General features: G+C 73.8%; 12 protein-coding genes. 8 read left to right on the top strand and 4 right to left on the bottom strand.

Annotated features, from left to right (window positions below; all coding sequences use genetic code 11):
* Positions 1-58: 58 nt before the first annotated feature.
* From KPL59_RS25705 to KPL59_RS36035, 4 genes are read left to right on the top strand one after another with little or no spacing between them, the layout of a single operon-like run.
* Positions 59-1,090, top strand: a complete 1,032-nt coding sequence (locus tag KPL59_RS25705; RefSeq protein ID WP_226351087.1) for an ABC transporter permease — start codon at positions 59-61, stop codon at positions 1,088-1,090.
* Positions 1,087-2,112, top strand: coding sequence for a galactofuranose ABC transporter, permease protein YjfF (yjfF, locus tag KPL59_RS25700; protein WP_226362297.1), 1,026 nt, complete (start codon positions 1,087-1,089; stop codon positions 2,110-2,112). The genes KPL59_RS25705 and yjfF overlap by 4 nt, the downstream gene beginning before the upstream one ends.
* Positions 2,109-2,450, top strand: a complete 342-nt coding sequence (locus KPL59_RS36040) for a hypothetical protein (RefSeq protein ID WP_308187952.1) — start codon at positions 2,109-2,111, stop codon at positions 2,448-2,450. Before yjfF ends, KPL59_RS36040 begins: the two co-directional genes overlap by 4 nt.
* The gene (locus KPL59_RS36035) at positions 2,423-3,118 is read left to right on the top strand and encodes an aldose epimerase family protein (protein WP_308187951.1); all 696 of its coding nucleotides are present in this window, start codon (positions 2,423-2,425) and stop codon (positions 3,116-3,118) included. Before KPL59_RS36040 ends, KPL59_RS36035 begins: the two co-directional genes overlap by 28 nt.
* Before the next feature lie 86 nt (positions 3,119-3,204).
* Here the strand turns inward: KPL59_RS36035 and mmsB are convergent, their stop codons facing one another.
* The 3 genes from mmsB to chvE form a co-directional block, all read right to left on the bottom strand.
* The gene (gene mmsB, locus KPL59_RS25690; protein ID WP_020624558.1) at positions 3,205-4,455 is read right to left on the bottom strand and encodes a multiple monosaccharide ABC transporter permease; all 1,251 of its coding nucleotides are present in this window, start codon (positions 4,453-4,455) and stop codon (positions 3,205-3,207) included.
* The gene (locus KPL59_RS25685) at positions 4,452-5,969 is read right to left on the bottom strand and encodes a sugar ABC transporter ATP-binding protein (RefSeq protein WP_305080587.1); all 1,518 of its coding nucleotides are present in this window, start codon (positions 5,967-5,969) and stop codon (positions 4,452-4,454) included. Before KPL59_RS25685 ends, mmsB begins: the two co-directional genes overlap by 4 nt.
* Positions 5,970-6,061: 92 nt before the next feature.
* Positions 6,062-7,192 (bottom strand): multiple monosaccharide ABC transporter substrate-binding protein, encoded by a 1,131-nt coding sequence (chvE, locus tag KPL59_RS25680; protein ID WP_075306627.1) that lies wholly within the window; start codon positions 7,190-7,192, stop codon positions 6,062-6,064.
* A 310-nt stretch (positions 7,193-7,502) separates the two neighbouring features.
* On the opposite strand from chvE, the gene araB reads away from it, so the two are divergent.
* Genes araB through araA form a run of 3 tightly spaced genes read left to right on the top strand, consistent with a single transcriptional unit; the run spans position 7,503 to position 11,432 of the window.
* Positions 7,503-9,206 carry a ribulokinase gene (gene araB / locus KPL59_RS25675; protein WP_226362296.1) on the top strand — a complete coding sequence of 568 codons (1,704 nt, stop codon included), beginning with the start codon at positions 7,503-7,505 and terminating at the stop codon, positions 9,204-9,206.
* Positions 9,203-9,889: an L-ribulose-5-phosphate 4-epimerase gene (locus KPL59_RS25670; RefSeq protein ID WP_226362295.1), complete on the top strand. Its 687-nt coding sequence runs from the start codon at positions 9,203-9,205 to the stop codon at positions 9,887-9,889. The genes araB and KPL59_RS25670 overlap by 4 nt, the downstream gene beginning before the upstream one ends.
* 31 nt (positions 9,890-9,920) lie before the next feature.
* Positions 9,921-11,432, top strand: a complete 1,512-nt coding sequence (araA, locus tag KPL59_RS25665) for an L-arabinose isomerase (protein WP_226351000.1) — start codon at positions 9,921-9,923, stop codon at positions 11,430-11,432.
* A 34-nt stretch (positions 11,433-11,466) separates the two neighbouring features.
* On the opposite strand, the gene KPL59_RS25660 is transcribed toward araA, so the two are convergent.
* Positions 11,467-14,208, bottom strand: coding sequence for an AAA family ATPase (locus KPL59_RS25660; protein WP_226362294.1), 2,742 nt, complete (start codon positions 14,206-14,208; stop codon positions 11,467-11,469).
* A 368-nt stretch (positions 14,209-14,576) separates the two neighbouring features.
* Here KPL59_RS25660 and KPL59_RS25655 point away from each other — a divergent pair, with 368 nt between their 5' ends.
* Complete coding sequence (locus tag KPL59_RS25655) at positions 14,577-14,876, top strand: GNAT family N-acetyltransferase (protein ID WP_020625919.1); 300 nt, start codon at positions 14,577-14,579, stop codon at positions 14,874-14,876.
* Positions 14,877-14,903: the final 27 nt, after the last annotated feature.

The raw sequence follows: 14,903 nt of genomic DNA, 5'->3' as shown, positions 1-14,903 counted from the left end.
GCCGGCCGCTCCCCCGCCGCCGACGGGCACGACGCCGGGGCGGCGGCCCTGGTCACGGATCACCGGCTCGTCGCTGTTCTGGCCGGTCCTGGCCCTGGCGGCGCTGCTGCTGGCCAACCTGGTGTGGACCCCGGGGTTCTTCGCGATCACCGTCCAGAACGGCGCCCTCTACGGCAGCCTGGTCGACATCGCCAAGAACGGCGCCCCCACCGCACTGATCGCGCTCGGGATGACCCTCGTCGTCGCGACCCGCGGGATCGACCTGTCCGTCGGTGCCACGGTCGCGATCTCCGGTGCGGTGGCCTGCACCTGGATCGCCTCCGCACCGGACCCGGCCTCCCCCGGCGCGGCGCTGTCCGGGATCGGCCTCGCCCTGGGCCTGGCGCTGGTGCTCGGCGTCTGGAACGGCGCGATCGTCTCGGTGCTCGGGATCCAGCCGATCATCGCGACACTGGTCCTCATGACGGCCGGGCGCGGCATCGCCATGCTGGTCACCGACGGGCAGATCGTCACCGTCGCCAACCCGACCTACGCTGCGCTCGGCAGCGGGTTCTGGTTCGGCGTCCCGGTCGCGGTGGTGCTCACCGCGCTGGTCTACCTCGCCGTCGCCCTGCTCACCCGGCGCACCGCGCTGGGGATGCTGCTGGAGTCGGTGGGCATCAACCCCGTCGCGAGCCGGCTCGCCGGGGTGCGGGCCCGGGGGATCGTCTGGTCGGTCTACCTGTTCGTCGCGCTCTGCGCCGGCGTCGCCGGGCTGCTGATCAGCTCGAACGTCACCGCGGCCGACGCCAACAACGCCGGGCTGTGGATCGAGCTCGACGCGATCCTCGCCGTCGTCATCGGCGGCACGCTGCTGTCCGGCGGCCGGTACTCCATCGGCGGCACGCTGGTGGGCGCGCTGATCCTGCAGACGCTCACCACCACCGTCTACACCGCGGGCATCGCGCCCGAGGTGACGCTGGTGTTCAAGGCCGTCGTGATCATCGCGGTCTGCCTGCTCCAGTCCCCGAAGGCCCGGTCCGCCCTCGCCCGCAGGCGGCGACGGAGGCCCACCGGTGCCCCGACCACCTCCCAGGCGGTGTCCCGATGACGACCACGACGCCCCGGCCCACCCGGCGGGTCTCCGCCGGATCGTTGCTGTCCCGCCTGCCGCGGCCCTCGACGCAGGTGCTGCCGGTCCTCGCGACGTTCGTGCTGTTCGTGCTCCTGTTCGGAGCGGGCTCGGTCCGCTACGACAACTTCCTGTCCCCGCAGGTCTTCCTGAACCTGTTCGTCGACAACGCCTACCTGATCGTCCTCGCCGTCGGCATGACCTTCGTGATCCTCACCGGCGGCATCGACCTGTCGGTCGGGTCGGTGGTCGCGCTGTCCGGGGTGCTGGCCGCGACGCTGCTCGCGGACGGCTGGCCCGCGCTGCCGGTGATGGCGGCGGTGCTGGTCGTCGGCGTGGCGCTGGGGACGGCGATGGGACTGGTGATCCACCACTTGGAGATCCAGCCGTTCGTCGTGACGCTCGCCGGGATGTTCCTCGCCCGCGGGCTCTGCTACGTGATCAGCGTCGAGTCCGTCCCGGTGACCGACCCGACGTTCACCGCGATCGCGCAGGCCGCCATCCCGCTGGGCGGCCGGTCCTTCGTCAGCCCGTCGGTGGTCGTGGCGCTGGTCGTCGTCGCCGTCGCCGCGTGGGTGCTGCACCGGACCCGGTTCGGCCGGACCGTCTACGCCGTCGGCGGCAACCGGCACTCGGCGATGCTGATGGGCCTCGCGGTCGGGCGCACCCGGGTCGCGGTCTACGCGATCAGCGGGTTCTGCTCGGCGCTGGCCGGGCTGCTGTTCACCTTCTACTCGCTGTCCGGGTACAGCCTGGCGGCCGTCGGCACCGAGCTCGACGCCATCGCCGCCACCGTCATCGGCGGAACGCTGCTGTCCGGCGGCGTCGGCCTGGTCGTGGGGTCGCTGCTCGGAGTGCTCGTCCTGGGCCTGATCCAGACCTTCATCTCCTTCGAGGGCACCCTCAGCTCGTGGTGGACCAGGATCGTGGTCGGCGCGCTGCTGCTGGTCTTCGTGCTGCTGCAGCGGGCGTTCGCCCGCCGCGGCGCGGGTGGGTCGTGATCGATCTGGGCGTGCCCGGCGGGCCGATCGCGGTGGCGGTCGACCCGCACGGTGCCCGGCTCGCCGGGCTGCGCACCCCCGACCGCGACGGCGTCGTCGGCGAGGTGCTGCTCGGCTGCGCCGACCCGCGCACCGACCCGGCCTTCCGCGGCGCGACGGTCGGCCGCTTCGCCAACCGCATCGACGGCGGGCGGTTCGTCCTCGACGGCACCGAGCACGTCCTGACCTGCAACGAGCCCGGCGTCTCGCTGCACGGCGGGACGGCCGGGTTCTCGACCACGCCGACTTCGTCGCCGGGCCCGTCGAGCAGGTGCCCGGCGGGCGCCGCGTCACGCTGACCCACCGCAGCCCCGGCGGCGACGGCGGTTACCCCGGCACCCTGGACGTCGCCGTCGTCTACACCGTGACCGGCTCCGACGTGGGCATCGAGCTGACCGCCCGGACCGACGCCCCGACGGTGGTGAACCTGACCAACCACGCCTACTTCACCCTCGGCGGGGCCGGGGTCGCCGGGTGCGAGATCACCGTCCGGGCCGACCGCTACCTGCCCGTCGACGACCGTCTCGTCCCGCTCCGCGGCGCCCCGGCCCCGGTCGAGGGCACCCCGTTCGACCTGCGCGTGCCGGTCCGGGTCGGCGATCTGCTCGATCGGGAGCACCCGCAGCTGGCGGTGGCGGGCGGGTTCGACCACACCTTCGTCCTCACCGACGGCGGCCCGGTCGCCGACGGGCTGCGCGGCGCGGCCCGGGTGGTCGAGCCGGTCACCGGCCGCACGCTGACCGTGTTCACCGACCGGCCGGGCGTGCAGTTCTACTCGGGCACGATGCTCGACGGCTCGAACACCTTCCCCGACGGACGGCCCGCCCGGCGCGGCGACGCCTTCTGCCTGGAGCCGCAGGACTTCCCGGACGCGCCGAACCGTCCCGACTACCCGTCGACGGTGCTGCGGCCCGGCGGGACCTACCGCAGCCGCATCCTGCTGCGCTGCGGCGTCGACACGGCCTGACCGGCCCCACGCACGACACGGCCCACGCACGGCGACGGCGGCCGGTCGCGGATCCCGCGGCCGGCCGCCGTCGGGCGGAGCCGTGCTCAGCCGTCGCCGCGGGCGCGGCGCTTGTTCCACACGTCGAACGCGACGGCGAACAGCAGCACGAGTCCCTTCACGACCGACTGCACGGACTGGTCGACGCCCATGAGCTGCATGCCGTTGCTCATCACGGCCATGATCAGGCCGCCGACCAGCGCGCCGACCACGGTGCCGACTCCGCCGGTCACCGCGGCGCCGCCGATGAACGCGGCGGCGATCGCGTCGAGCTCGAACATGTTCCCCGCTGCGGGCTGGGCGCCGTTGGACCGGGCCGAGTAGATGACCCCGGCCACGCCGGCCAGGAAGCCCATGTTCACGAAGATCCAGAACGTGACGGCCCGGACCCGCACCCCGGACAGCCGGGCCGCGGCCGCGTTGCCGCCGAGGGCGTAGACGTGGCGGCCGAACACGGTGCGCCGGGTGAGCAGGCCGTAGGCGAGCACCAGCACCGACAGGACGACCAGCACCACGGGCAGCCCGCGGGAGGACGCCAGCTGCCAGGCGAACGCCATGACGACCAGCCCGACGAGTGCGATCCGGCAGGCGAACAGCGGGAACGACTCGACCTGCTGCAGGTCGAGGACCTTCGCGACCCGGCTCCGGTAGGCGAGCACCGCGTACCCGGCGACGCCGAGCGCGGCGATCAGGACGGTGAACGCGTCGTAGCCCTGGCCGCCGATGAGCCCGTTGAGGAAGCCGCCCGCGATCTGCTGGTACTCCGCGGGGAACGGCGAGAGCGAGATGTTGCCCAGCACCTGCAGGGTCAGTCCGCGGAACAGCAGCATCCCGGCGAGGGTCACGATGAAGGCGGGGATGCCGACGTAGGCGACCCAGAAGCCGTGCCAGACGCCGACCAGCACGCCGACGCCGACGGCCGCGACGACACCGACCCACCAGGGCAGGCCGCCGCCGATCACGAGCACCGCGGCGACCGCGCCGGTCAGCGCGACCACCGACCCCACCGACAGGTCGATGTGCCCGCCGACGATGACGATCACCATCCCGATCGCGAGGACCAGGATGTAGGAGTACTGCAGGACGATGTTGGTGATGTTGCCCGGGCTCAGCGAGACGCCGCCGGTGAGGACCGCGAACAGCGCGACGATCGCCACGAACGCGATCACGATGCCGCTCTGGCGGACGTTGCCGGCCAGCAGCCGTCGCAGGTCGCTCGTGCCGGAGTGCAGGGCCGCCGCGCCGGCGCCGGGGCGCTCGTCGGAGGAGGGGTCCTTCTTCGGGAGGGTGCTGGTCATGCGGAGCTCTCCGCCTCCTGGGTCATGAGGGCCATCAGGCCCTCCTGGGTGGCCTCGGCGACCGGCACCTCGCCGGTGATCCGTCCGGCCGACAGGGTGTAGACGCGGTCGCAGATCCCCAGGAGCTCGGGCAGCTCGGAGGAGATGACCAGGACCGCCTTGCCGGCCTCCACCAGCCGGTTGATGATCACGTAGATCTCGTAGCGGGCGCCGACGTCGATCCCGCGGGTCGGCTCGTCGAGGATGAGCACGTCCGGCTCGGTGAACAGCCACTTGGCCAGGACGACCTTCTGCTGGTTGCCGCCGGACAGGGTGCCGACCCCGACACTCGTGCTCGCCGCCCGGATGCCGAGATCCCGCCGGTAGGACTCGGCGACGCGCAGCTCGGCGTCGGCGTCGACCCAGCCGTGGCGGGCGAGCCGGTGCAGGCCCGCGCCGGAGACGTTGCGCCGGATGTCGTCGACCAGGTTGAGGCCGAGGTGCTTGCGGTCCTCGGTGACGTAGGCGAGCCCGGCCTCGATCGCGTCGGACACCGAGCGGGCGCGGACCTCGCGACCCCCGATCCGCAGGGTGCCGCTGACGTCGCGGCCCCAGGACCGCCCGAACACGCTCATCTCGAGCTCGGTGCGGCCCGCGCCCATCAGCCCGGCGATGCCGACGACCTCCCCGGCCCGCACCGACAGCGACGCGGCGTCGACGACCTTGCGGTCCTGGGTCGGGTGCCAGACCGTCCAGTCGGTGATCCGCAGCAGCTCCTCCCCCGGGCTGCTCGCCCGCTCCGGGTAGAAGGAGGTGAGGTCACGGCCGACCATTCCGCGGATGATCCGGTTCCGCGGGGCGGGCTCGTCGGCGACGGTGAAGGTCTCGACGGTGCGGCCGTCGCGGATGACGGTCGTGCGGTCGGCGATCGAGACGATCTCGTCGAGCTTGTGCGAGATGATGATCGAGGTGATGCCGTTGTCGCGGAAGCGCCGGATCAGCTCCAGCAGGTGCGCGGAGTCGGTGTCGTTGAGCGCGGCGGTGGGCTCGTCGAGGATGAGCAGCCGGACGTCCTTGGTCATCGCCTTGACGATCTCGACGAGCTGCTGCTTGCCGACGCCGAGCCGCCCGACCGGCGTCGCGGGGTTCTCGGTGAGACCCACCTCGGCGAGCAGGCGGGCGGCCTCGGCGTGGGTCCGTCGCCAGTCGACCAGCCCCAGCCTGCCGCGCCGCTCGTTGCCGAGGAACACGTTCTCGGCGATCGACAGGTGCGGCACCAGCGCGAGCTCCTGGTGGATGATCACGATGCCGTCGGCCTCGGAGTCGCGGATCCCGGCGAACCGGGCCGGTCGCCCGTCGAGGACGATCTCGCCGTCGTAGGTGCCCGCCGGGTGCACCCCGGAGAGCACCTTCATCAGCGTCGACTTGCCGGCGCCGTTCTCGCCGCAGATCGCGTGGATCTCGCCCCGGCGCACGGCGAGCGAGACCTCCGACAGCGCGGTCACCCCCGGGAAGGTCTTGGTGATGGCGCGCATCTCGAGGATGGTGTCCGGCAGGTCGCCGCCGGGGTCGTGGTCGGTCACGTCGTCCTCCGTCACGGAAGGTGGGGTGCGGCCGGTCGCGGGGCTCAGCCCTGGCGGCCGCGGGCGACGTCCTGCGCCGTGTAGTAGCCGGAGTCGACGAGGACGGGCCGGATGTCGGCCTTGAACACCGTCCGGACCGGCAGCAGGTAGGACGGCACGACCTTCACCCCGTTGTCGTAGGTGGTGGTGTCGTTGGCCTGCGGGGTGCCGCCGGAGAGGAACGCCTTCGCGGCGACGACGGCCTGCTCGGCGAGCTTGCGGGTGTCCTTGAAGACCGTGGAGCTCTGCACCCCGTCGTCGATCAGCTTGACCGAGGCGATCTCGGCGTCCTGCCCGGTGACGGTCGGCATCGGCTTGGCCGGGGTGCCGAAGCCCGCGTTCTGCAGGGCGGTGATGACGCCGCGGGAGATGCCGTCGAAGGGCGACAGGATGCCGTCGGGCCGGCTGCCGTCGTTGTAGGTGGAGGTGAGCAGGTCCTCCATCCGCTTCTGGGCGGTCTCCTGGCCCCAGCGCAGCGTGGCGGTCTGCTCGATGGTCGTCTGGCCGCTCTTGACCCGGATCGTGCCGTTGTCGATCAGCGGCTTCAGCACCGACATGGCGCCGTCGAAGAAGTAGAAGGCGTTGTTGTCGTCGAGGGAGCCCGCGAACAGTTCGACGACGACCGGGCCCTTCTTCGGACCGGGTGACCCGTCGGCGTTCTGCAGGCCCATGCCGCGCAGCAGCGCCTTCGCCTGGGCGACGCCGACCTGGAAGTTGTCGAACGTGACGTAGAAGTCGACGTTCGGGCTCTGCCGGATCAGCCGGTCGTAGGCGATCACGGGGATGCCGGCGTCCTTGGCGGCCTGCAGCTGCCCGGACAGGGCGGTCCCGTCGATGGCCGCGACGATCAGCAGGTCCGCGCCGCTGGTGACCATCTGGTCGATCTGCTGGGACTGGGTGGGGATGTCGTCGCCCCCGTACTGCAGGTCGACCTTGTAGCCGGCGGCGGTGAGCTGGTCGCGGACGGCGTTGCCGTCGGCGATCCACCGCTCGGAGGTCTGGGTCGGCATCGAGACGCCGACCGTCAGGTCGCCGGGTGCCGCACCGGCTCCGGCCCCGCCACCTCCCCCGGCTCCCTGGCCACCACAGGCGGCCAGCCCCAGCACCAGCAGGGCACCGACGGCGACGGTGCGCATCCTCGTGAACACAGGCGATCTCCTCGTCGAGACGGCGGCGGGTGGGTCCCGCCCGACCGGACCGGCGCACCCAGGAATGTGAACGCTAACTACAGACGCACCGACACGGAAGGCGCCGTTACCGCTCCGTTATCCGGCCGGTCGGTCCGTCTCGGTCAGCGACCTCATGATCGACGTGAACGTGTCGTACGACCAGCCGTCGCCCACGGAGCATCCGCACCGGACCGTTGAGTTCGACTTCTGTTAGCGATAACATTCGCTCGCCGTCCGATCGCTCGGCCGGCCGTGTTCGTGACCCGAGGAAGTGCTCATGATCCGACCACCGATCGACCTCGCCGACGCCCTCGTGGTGGGCGTCGACTTCGGGACGCTGTCCGGACGGGCGGTCGTCGTCCGTGCGGCCGACGGGGCCGAGCTGGGCTCCGCCGTCCACGCCTACCCCCACGCCGTCGTCACCGACGCCCTGCCGGGGCGGCCGGACCTCCGGCTGCCGCCGGACTGGGCGCTGCAGGTGCCGTCGGACTACGTCGACGTCCTGCGCCACGCGGTCCCCGGTGCGGTCGCCGCCGCCGGGGTGGACCCGGCGCGGGTGGTCGGCATCGCCACCGACTTCACCGCCTGCACCATGGTCCCGACCCTGCGCGACGGCACCCCGCTCAACGAGGTGCCCGACCTGGCCGACGAGCCGCACGCCTACACCAAGCTCTGGCGCCACCACGCCGCCCAGCCCCAGGCCAACCGGATCAACGCCCTCGCCGCCGAGCGGGGCGAGAGCTGGCTGCCCCGCTACGGCGGGTTCATCTCCTCGGAGTGGGAGTTCGCGAAGGGCCTGCAGATCCTGGAGGAGGCCCCCGCGGTCTACGCCCGGACCGAGCGCTGGGTCGAGGCCGCGGACTGGATCGTCTGGCAGCTGTGCGGCCGCTACGTCCGCAACGCCTGCTCGGCCGGCTACAAGGGGATCCTGCAGGACGGCGCCTACCCCGGCCGTGACTTCCTCGGCGCGCTGAACCCCGCCTTCGCCGGGTTCGCCGAGACCAAGGTCGCCCACGAGATCGGCGAGCTGGGCACCGTCGCCGGGACGCTGACCGCCGAGGCGGCAGGCTGGACCGGGCTGCCCGAGGGGATCGCGGTCGCCGTCGGCAACGTCGACGCGCACGTCACCGCCGCGGCGGCGAACGCCGTCCGGCCGGGGCAGATGGTCGCGATCATGGGCACCAGCACCTGCCACGTCATGAGCTCCGACGTGCTGCGCGAGGTGCCGGGCATGTGCGGGGTCGTCGACGGCGGCATCGTCTCCGGGCTCTGGGGCTACGAGGCCGGGCAGAGCGGCGTCGGCGACATCTTCGGGTGGTTCGTCGAGCACGGCGTGCCGCCCGCGTACCACGAGGCGGCCCGCGCGCGGGGGCTCGACCTGCACGAGTACCTGACCGAGCTGGCCGCCGGGCAGGCGGTCGGTGAGCACGGGCTCGTCGCGCTGGACTGGCACTCGGGCAACCGCTCGGTGCTGGTGGACCACGAGCTGTCCGGCGTCGTCCTCGGACAGACCCTCGCGACGCGGCCCGAGGACACCTACCGGGCGCTGCTGGAGGCCACCGCGTTCGGCACCCGGATGATCGTGGAGACCTTCGCGGCCTCCGGCGTCCCGGTGACCGAGCTGATCGTCTCCGGCGGGCTCACCCGCAACGCCCTGCTCATGCAGATCTACGCCGACGTGACCCGGCTGCCGCTCACCGTCGTCGAGGCCGGGCAGGGCCCGGCCCTGGGCTCGGCCATCCACGCGGCCGTGGCCGCGGGCGTCCACCCCGACGTTCCCACCGCGGCCGCCGCCATGGGTCGCGTCCGCGAGGGCGCACACCTGCCCGACGAGGAGTCGGCGAAGTCCTACGACGCCCTGTTCGCCGAGTACACCCGCCTGCACGACCACTTCGGCCGGGGCGGCGACGACGTGATGCACCGCCTGCGCGCGATCCGCCGCGAGGCCCGCGCCCAGCGAGAAGGAGACCCCGACGCATGACCGACACCCTGGCCTCCCCCGAGCTCGCCGCCACCGTGGCGCGGCTGCGCGAGCAGGTGTGCGCGCTGCACGCCGAGCTGGTGCGCTACGAGCTCGTCGTCTGGACCGCGGGGAACGTCTCGGCCCGCGTGCCCGGCCACGACCTGATGGTCATCAAGCCCAGCGGGATCTCCTACGACGACCTGACCCCGGAGAACATGGTGCTGTGCGACCTGCGCGGCACCCCGGTCGAGGGCGACCTGACGCCGTCGTCGGACACCGCGGCGCACGCCCACGTCTACCGGGCCATGCCCGAGGTCGGCGGGGTGGTGCACACCCACTCCACCTACGCCAGCGCGTGGGCGGCACGCGCCGAGCCGATCCCCTGCGTGCTCACCGCGATGAGCGACGAGTTCGGCGGGGACATCCCGATCGGCCCGTTCTCGCTGATCGGCGACGAGTCGATCGGCCGCGGCGTCGTGGAGACCCTGACCGGCAGCCGCTCCCCCGCCGTGATCATGCAGAACCACGGCGTGTTCACCGTCGGCGCCGACGCCCGCTCCGCGGTCAAGGCCGCGGTGATGTGCGAGGACGTCGCCCGCACCGTGCACCTCGCCCGCCAGCTCGGCGACACCGTGCCCATCCCCCAGGACCAGATCGACAGCCTCTGGGACCGCTACCAGAACGTCTACGGGCAGCGCTGAGCTCCGCCCGACCCCGAAGGAGGGATGTCTGATGAGCGGCTCGCTGCTCGACAGCTACGAGGTCTGGTTCCTGACCGGGAGCCAGGGCCTCTACGGCGAGGAGACCCTCGCCCAGGTCGCCGACCAGTCCGCGGCCGTCGCCGCCCGGCTCGACGCCGCCGACGAGATCCCGGTGCGGGTGGTGTGGAAGCCCGTGCTGACCGATGCCGACGCGATCCGGCGGATCTGCCTGGAGGCCAACGCCGACGACCGGTGCCTCGGCGTGATCACCTGGATGCACACCTTCTCCCCGGCGAAGATGTGGATCCCCGGGCTCGAGGCCCTGACCCGGCCGCTGCTGCACCTGCACACCCAGGCCGACGTCGACCTCCCCTGGTCGGAGATCGACATGGACTTCATGAACCTCAACCAGGCCGCGCACGGCGACCGCGAGTTCGGCTACGTCCAGACCCGGCTCGGCCTGGCCCGCAAGACCGTCGCCGGACACGTGTCCGACCCGGTGCTCCGCGACCGCATCGGGACCTGGACGCGTGCGGCCGCCGGTGCCGCGGAGCTGCGCGCGCTGAGGCTCGTCCGGTTCGGTGACACCATGCGCGACGTCGCCGTGACCGACGGCGACCGCGTCGAGGCCACCCGGGTCTTCGGGATGTCGGTGCAGACCTACGGCGTCAACGACCTCGTCGCCGTGGTGGACCAGGTCGCCGACGCCGACGTCGACAAGCTCGTCGGCGAGTACGCCGAGATCTACGACGTCGCCCCCGAGCTGCTCCCCGACGGCGCCCGGCACGACGCGCTCCGCTACGGCGCGCGGGTCGAGATCGGGCTGCGCTCGTTCCTGGAGTCCACCGGGGCGCAGGCGTTCACCACGAACTTCGAGGACCTCGGCGGTCTGCGTCAGCTCCCCGGGCTCGCGGTGCAGCGCCTGATGGCCGACGGCTACGGCTTCGGCGCCGAGGGCGACTGGAAGACCGCGGCCATGCTGCGCGCGGTGAAGGTCGTCGCCACCGGGCTGCCCGGCGGCACGTCGTTCATGGAGGACTACACCTACCACCTGCGTCCCGGCCACGAGCGCATCCTCGGGGCGCACATGCTGGAGGTCTGCCCGAGCATCACCGGGTCCCGGCCGTCGCTGGAGATCCACCCGCTGGGCATCGGCGGGCGGGAGGACCCGGTCCGGCTGCGGTTCACCGCCGACCCCGGCCCGGGCGTCGTGCTCGGCATCTGCGACCTCGGGGAGCGGTTCCGCCTGGTCAGCAACGACATCGAGGTCGTCGACCCGGACGAGCCCATGCCGAGGCTCCCGGTGGCGACGGCGACCTGGGTCCCGGAGCCCTCGCTCGCGACCTCGGCCGAGTGCTGGCTGATGGCGGGCGGCCCACACCACACGGTGCTGTCGACCGCCGTCGGGGTCGAGGCCCTCGACGACCTCGCCGAGATCGTCGGCACCGAGCTGGTGCACATCGGCGACACCACACGGCCGCGGACGTTCCTGCACGAGCTGCGCTGGAACAACGCCTACCACCGGCTCGCGCGCGGCTTCTGAGCTCCGCCGCACGGCGACGGGCCGGCGGTCCGGGTCACTCGTGCCCGGGGGTGCGGAACCTCAGGTCGCCCGCCATGTCGATCCGCGCGAGCTCGGCCCGGGAGGTGACGCCGAGCTTGGGGTAGACGCTGCCCAGGTGGTGCCCGACCGTGCGGTGGCTGATCAGCAGCCGGGCCGCGATCTCCCGGTTGGTGAGCCCCTCGGCGGCCAGCCGGGCGACCCGCAGCTCCTGGGCGGTGAGCCCGGCGGCGGCCGGCTCGTGCCGCACCCCGGACTGCGCGGCCAGCCCCAGCTCCCGCAGCGCCCGCGCCCGCAGCGGCTCCGCGCCGAGGCGGCCGAAGGCCTCGGCCGCCCCGGCGAGCTCGTGCCGGGCGTCGGCGCGACGGCGGACCCGACGGAGCCATTCGCCGTACAGCAGCCGGGTACGGGCCCGCTCGAACGGATCCGGAGCGGCACCCGCGCCGTCGAGCGCGGCCCGGTACGCGGCCTCCGTGTCCGGCCCGCCTGCGGCGAGGCCGCGCAGACGGTGCGCAGCGGCGCGGGCCCAGTGGGCATCGGTCCGCCCGGCCCACGTCTCGACGGCCGCCAGCCGGGCCGAGGCCGTCTCCGTGCGCCCCTCCTGCGTCGCGGCCTCGGCGGTGTCCGGGGCGGCGAGCAGTGCGAAGGTGGGGTGTGCGGCCTCGTGGCCGGGCTCGTCGAGCGGCATCAGGTGGTGCAGGGCCTCGCGGGGCCTGCCGTCGAACAGCGCCGCCCGGCCGCGCACCCAGTACACCGACGCGGTGAGCACGCGCACCTCCTGCCGGACCGAGACGGCCAGTGCCCGGGTGGTGTGTTCCTCCAGGCCGGGGGCGTCGCCGCGGGCTGCGGCCAGGTTCGCCAGACAGAGCCGGCACTGGCTCGCCACGTGGTTCGCCCCCACCTCCTCGGCCAGCCGCAGGCCCTCGGTGGCGCCGGCCTCGGCGGTCTCCCACCGGCCCGCCGCGGCGTCGAGGACCGCGCTCTGTGCGAGCACCATCGCGAGCGCGGCGAACTCGTGCCGCCGCCGCAGCTGCGCGGCCTGTACCCGCAGCACGTCGTGCAGCGGCCCCTCGACCCCGCAGGCCTGGACCAGCGGCACGGGCGGCAGCAGCTCCCACGGCACGGTCCCGAGCAGGCCGACGGTGGCCGCGTCCGGGGCCGGGAGCGACCCGGCCGCCCGGCCGGTCCCGTCGTAGCAGGCCCACCAGGCCCGCAGTGTCGGCATGACCGGTGCCAGCTCCGGGACGCCGCCGGGGTCGAGGGCGAGCAGCCGCTGCAGCGCCGCCTGCTGCAGGTCCGGGCGGCCCGCCGACCACGCCGCGCGGGCCGCCACCGTACCCAGCTCCATCGCCGTGCGGGTCCCCGCGACGACGGCCATATCCCCCACCAGGTAGTGGTGGGCGCGTTCGGAGAGACCCGTGGTGAACTGGAGGATCCCGCGCAGCCCGCCGCTGTACCGCACGACGGGCTCCGCCCCGCCCCGGCGCTCGGCGTCGTCGAGCAGTCGCCGGGCTCCCTCGGCGTCGCCGGCGCCCCAGGCGGCGCGGGCGGCGACCGCCAGCCGGCGCGCGGCGTCCGCGGGGTCCGGCGACAGGTCGGCCGCCCGCCGCAGCGTGCGTGCCGCCAGTGGACCGGCGCTGCGCTCCAGGCACCTGGCGGCCGCCTGCTCCAGCAGCGCCGCGACGTCCTCGTCGGGGCCGTCCGCGGCGGCCGCCAGGTGCCAGGCGCGGTGCTCGACGTCCTCGGCCGGCAGCGCCGCGGCCAGCGCCCGGTGCGCGGCCCGGCGGTCGGTGACGGGGGCGCCGTCGTAGAGGGCGGCCGGGACCAGCGGGTGGCGGAACCGGACACGTGTGCCCGAGGCGTGCAGCAGGCCGGAGCGCAGCGCCTCGTCCCAGGTGGAGGCGTCGACACCCCACCCGGCCCCGGCCCGGTCGACGACGTGCCGGTCGCCCCGCCCCTCCGCGGCCGCCAGCAGCAGCAACGCCCGGGTGGCCGGCTTCAGGGCCTCGGCGCGGGCGCAGAACGCCCGCCGCAGCCGGGGCCCCACCGGCATCGGCTCCCCGAACGCCTCGTCGTCGGCCTCGCGCCCGACGGTGGGCAGCTCCTGCAGCGCGAGCGGGTTGCCCGCCGCCATCGCGACCGTGTCGTCGACGAGGGCCTCGTCGGCGTCGGGGACGGCGGCGGCGACCAGCCGGCGGGCGTCGTCGTCGGCGAGTCCCACGACCTCCAGCGCCGGCACCCCCTCCCAGGGCCCCTGGGCCGGGTCGGCGTGGTCGGTCAGGATCACCACGACCGGCTCGGTCCGCACCCGACGCGCGAGGAAGCCCAGACAGTGCGCGGTCGCCTCGTCGACCCACTGCGCGTCGTCGACGACGACGAGCACCGGCCGGTCCCGGGCCAGGCCGGAGAGCAGCGACACCACGGCCGCGCCGATGAGGAAGCGGTTGGCCGGGTCCCGGCTGATCCCGAGCGCGCCGCGCAGTGCGGCGGCCTGCGGGTCCGGGAGCGCGTCGAGCCGGTCGAGGACCGGCCAGAGCAGCGCGTGCAGTGCGCCGAAGGCGAGCCCCGTCTCCATCCGGGTGCCCCTGGTCCGCAGCACCGTGACCCCGGACGCGGCCTCGACGACGTGGTCGACCAGTGCGGTCTTGCCGATCCCCGGCTCCCCCCACAGCACGAGCGCCGCACCCGCGCCGTCGGCCGCGCGTGCCAGCAGCCGCTCCAGTGCCGCGGTCTCGGCACGCCGTCCGAACAGCTCCATGACCCCCCGCAGCCTCGTCCCGCCTGCTCCCCGTGGCACGGCGGATCCGTCGGACCACCGTAGCCGCGTCGTCCGGATCGTCCGGTGACCGATCCGGCGACCGATCCGCCGGGACCGGCCGGACCCGACACTCGCCGGGTGATCCGACCCGCCCCCACCGATGCGCCCGGGACGTGCGGGGGTCCCGACGTCACCGGTGTTCCGCGCGACCGGCGTCGAACCCGGTCGTCGACCGCGGCAGCGCGAACGTGACCGATAGCCTGACCCACCTCGCCTCGATGATCCGGGGCGCGGGCGGGGTCCCGGCCCCGGACCACCCCCGAGTACCGCCGGCCCGGTCGACGGGCGACCACGGAGAGAGGCCCCACATGATCGTCGTCACCGACAACCGCTCCGCGAACCGGTTCGAGGCCCACGACGGCACGACGCTCGCCGGCGTCGCCGCGTACGTACGCACACCGGAGCTCGTCGCCTTCGTGCACACCGAGGTCGACCCGGCCTTCGAGGGACGCGGGGTGGGATCGGCGCTGGCCCGCGAGGGCATCGCGTCGGCGCAGGCCGACGGGCTGCGGGTACTCGCGATCTGCCCGTTCGTCGCTGCCTGGCTGGCGCGCCATCCCGAGCTCGCCCACCTCGAGTACCGGGCGACCAGCAGGGTCACCGACTGACCGGTCGCCGGCGCCACATCCGCGGCC

The sequence above is a fragment of the Pseudonocardia sp. ICBG1142 genome (assembly GCF_020496255.1).
Lineage (GTDB): Bacteria > Actinomycetota > Actinomycetes > Mycobacteriales > Pseudonocardiaceae > Pseudonocardia.
The sequence above is the reverse complement of the archived record's forward strand: the minus strand, read 5'-3'. Positions and strand labels throughout refer to the sequence as shown.

Coding starts and splice junctions, on each gene's coding strand:
- yjfF (WP_226362297.1), top strand. CDS start 1,087: ATGACGACCACGACGCCCCGGCCCACCCGGCGGGTCTCCGCCGGATCG.
- mmsB (WP_020624558.1), bottom strand. CDS start 4,455: ATGACCAGCACCCTCCCGAAGAAGGACCCCTCCTCCGACGAGCGCCCC.
- KPL59_RS25685 (WP_305080587.1), bottom strand. CDS start 5,969: ATGCGCGCCATCACCAAGACCTTCCCGGGGGTGACCGCGCTGTCGGAG.
- chvE (WP_075306627.1), bottom strand. CDS start 7,192: ATGCGCACCGTCGCCGTCGGTGCCCTGCTGGTGCTGGGGCTGGCCGCC.
- araB (WP_226362296.1), top strand. CDS start 7,503: ATGATCCGACCACCGATCGACCTCGCCGACGCCCTCGTGGTGGGCGTC.
- KPL59_RS25670 (WP_226362295.1), top strand. CDS start 9,203: ATGACCGACACCCTGGCCTCCCCCGAGCTCGCCGCCACCGTGGCGCGG.
- araA (WP_226351000.1), top strand. CDS start 9,921: ATGAGCGGCTCGCTGCTCGACAGCTACGAGGTCTGGTTCCTGACCGGG.
- KPL59_RS25660 (WP_226362294.1), bottom strand. CDS start 14,208: ATGGAGCTGTTCGGACGGCGTGCCGAGACCGCGGCACTGGAGCGGCTG.
- KPL59_RS25655 (WP_020625919.1), top strand. CDS start 14,577: ATGATCGTCGTCACCGACAACCGCTCCGCGAACCGGTTCGAGGCCCAC.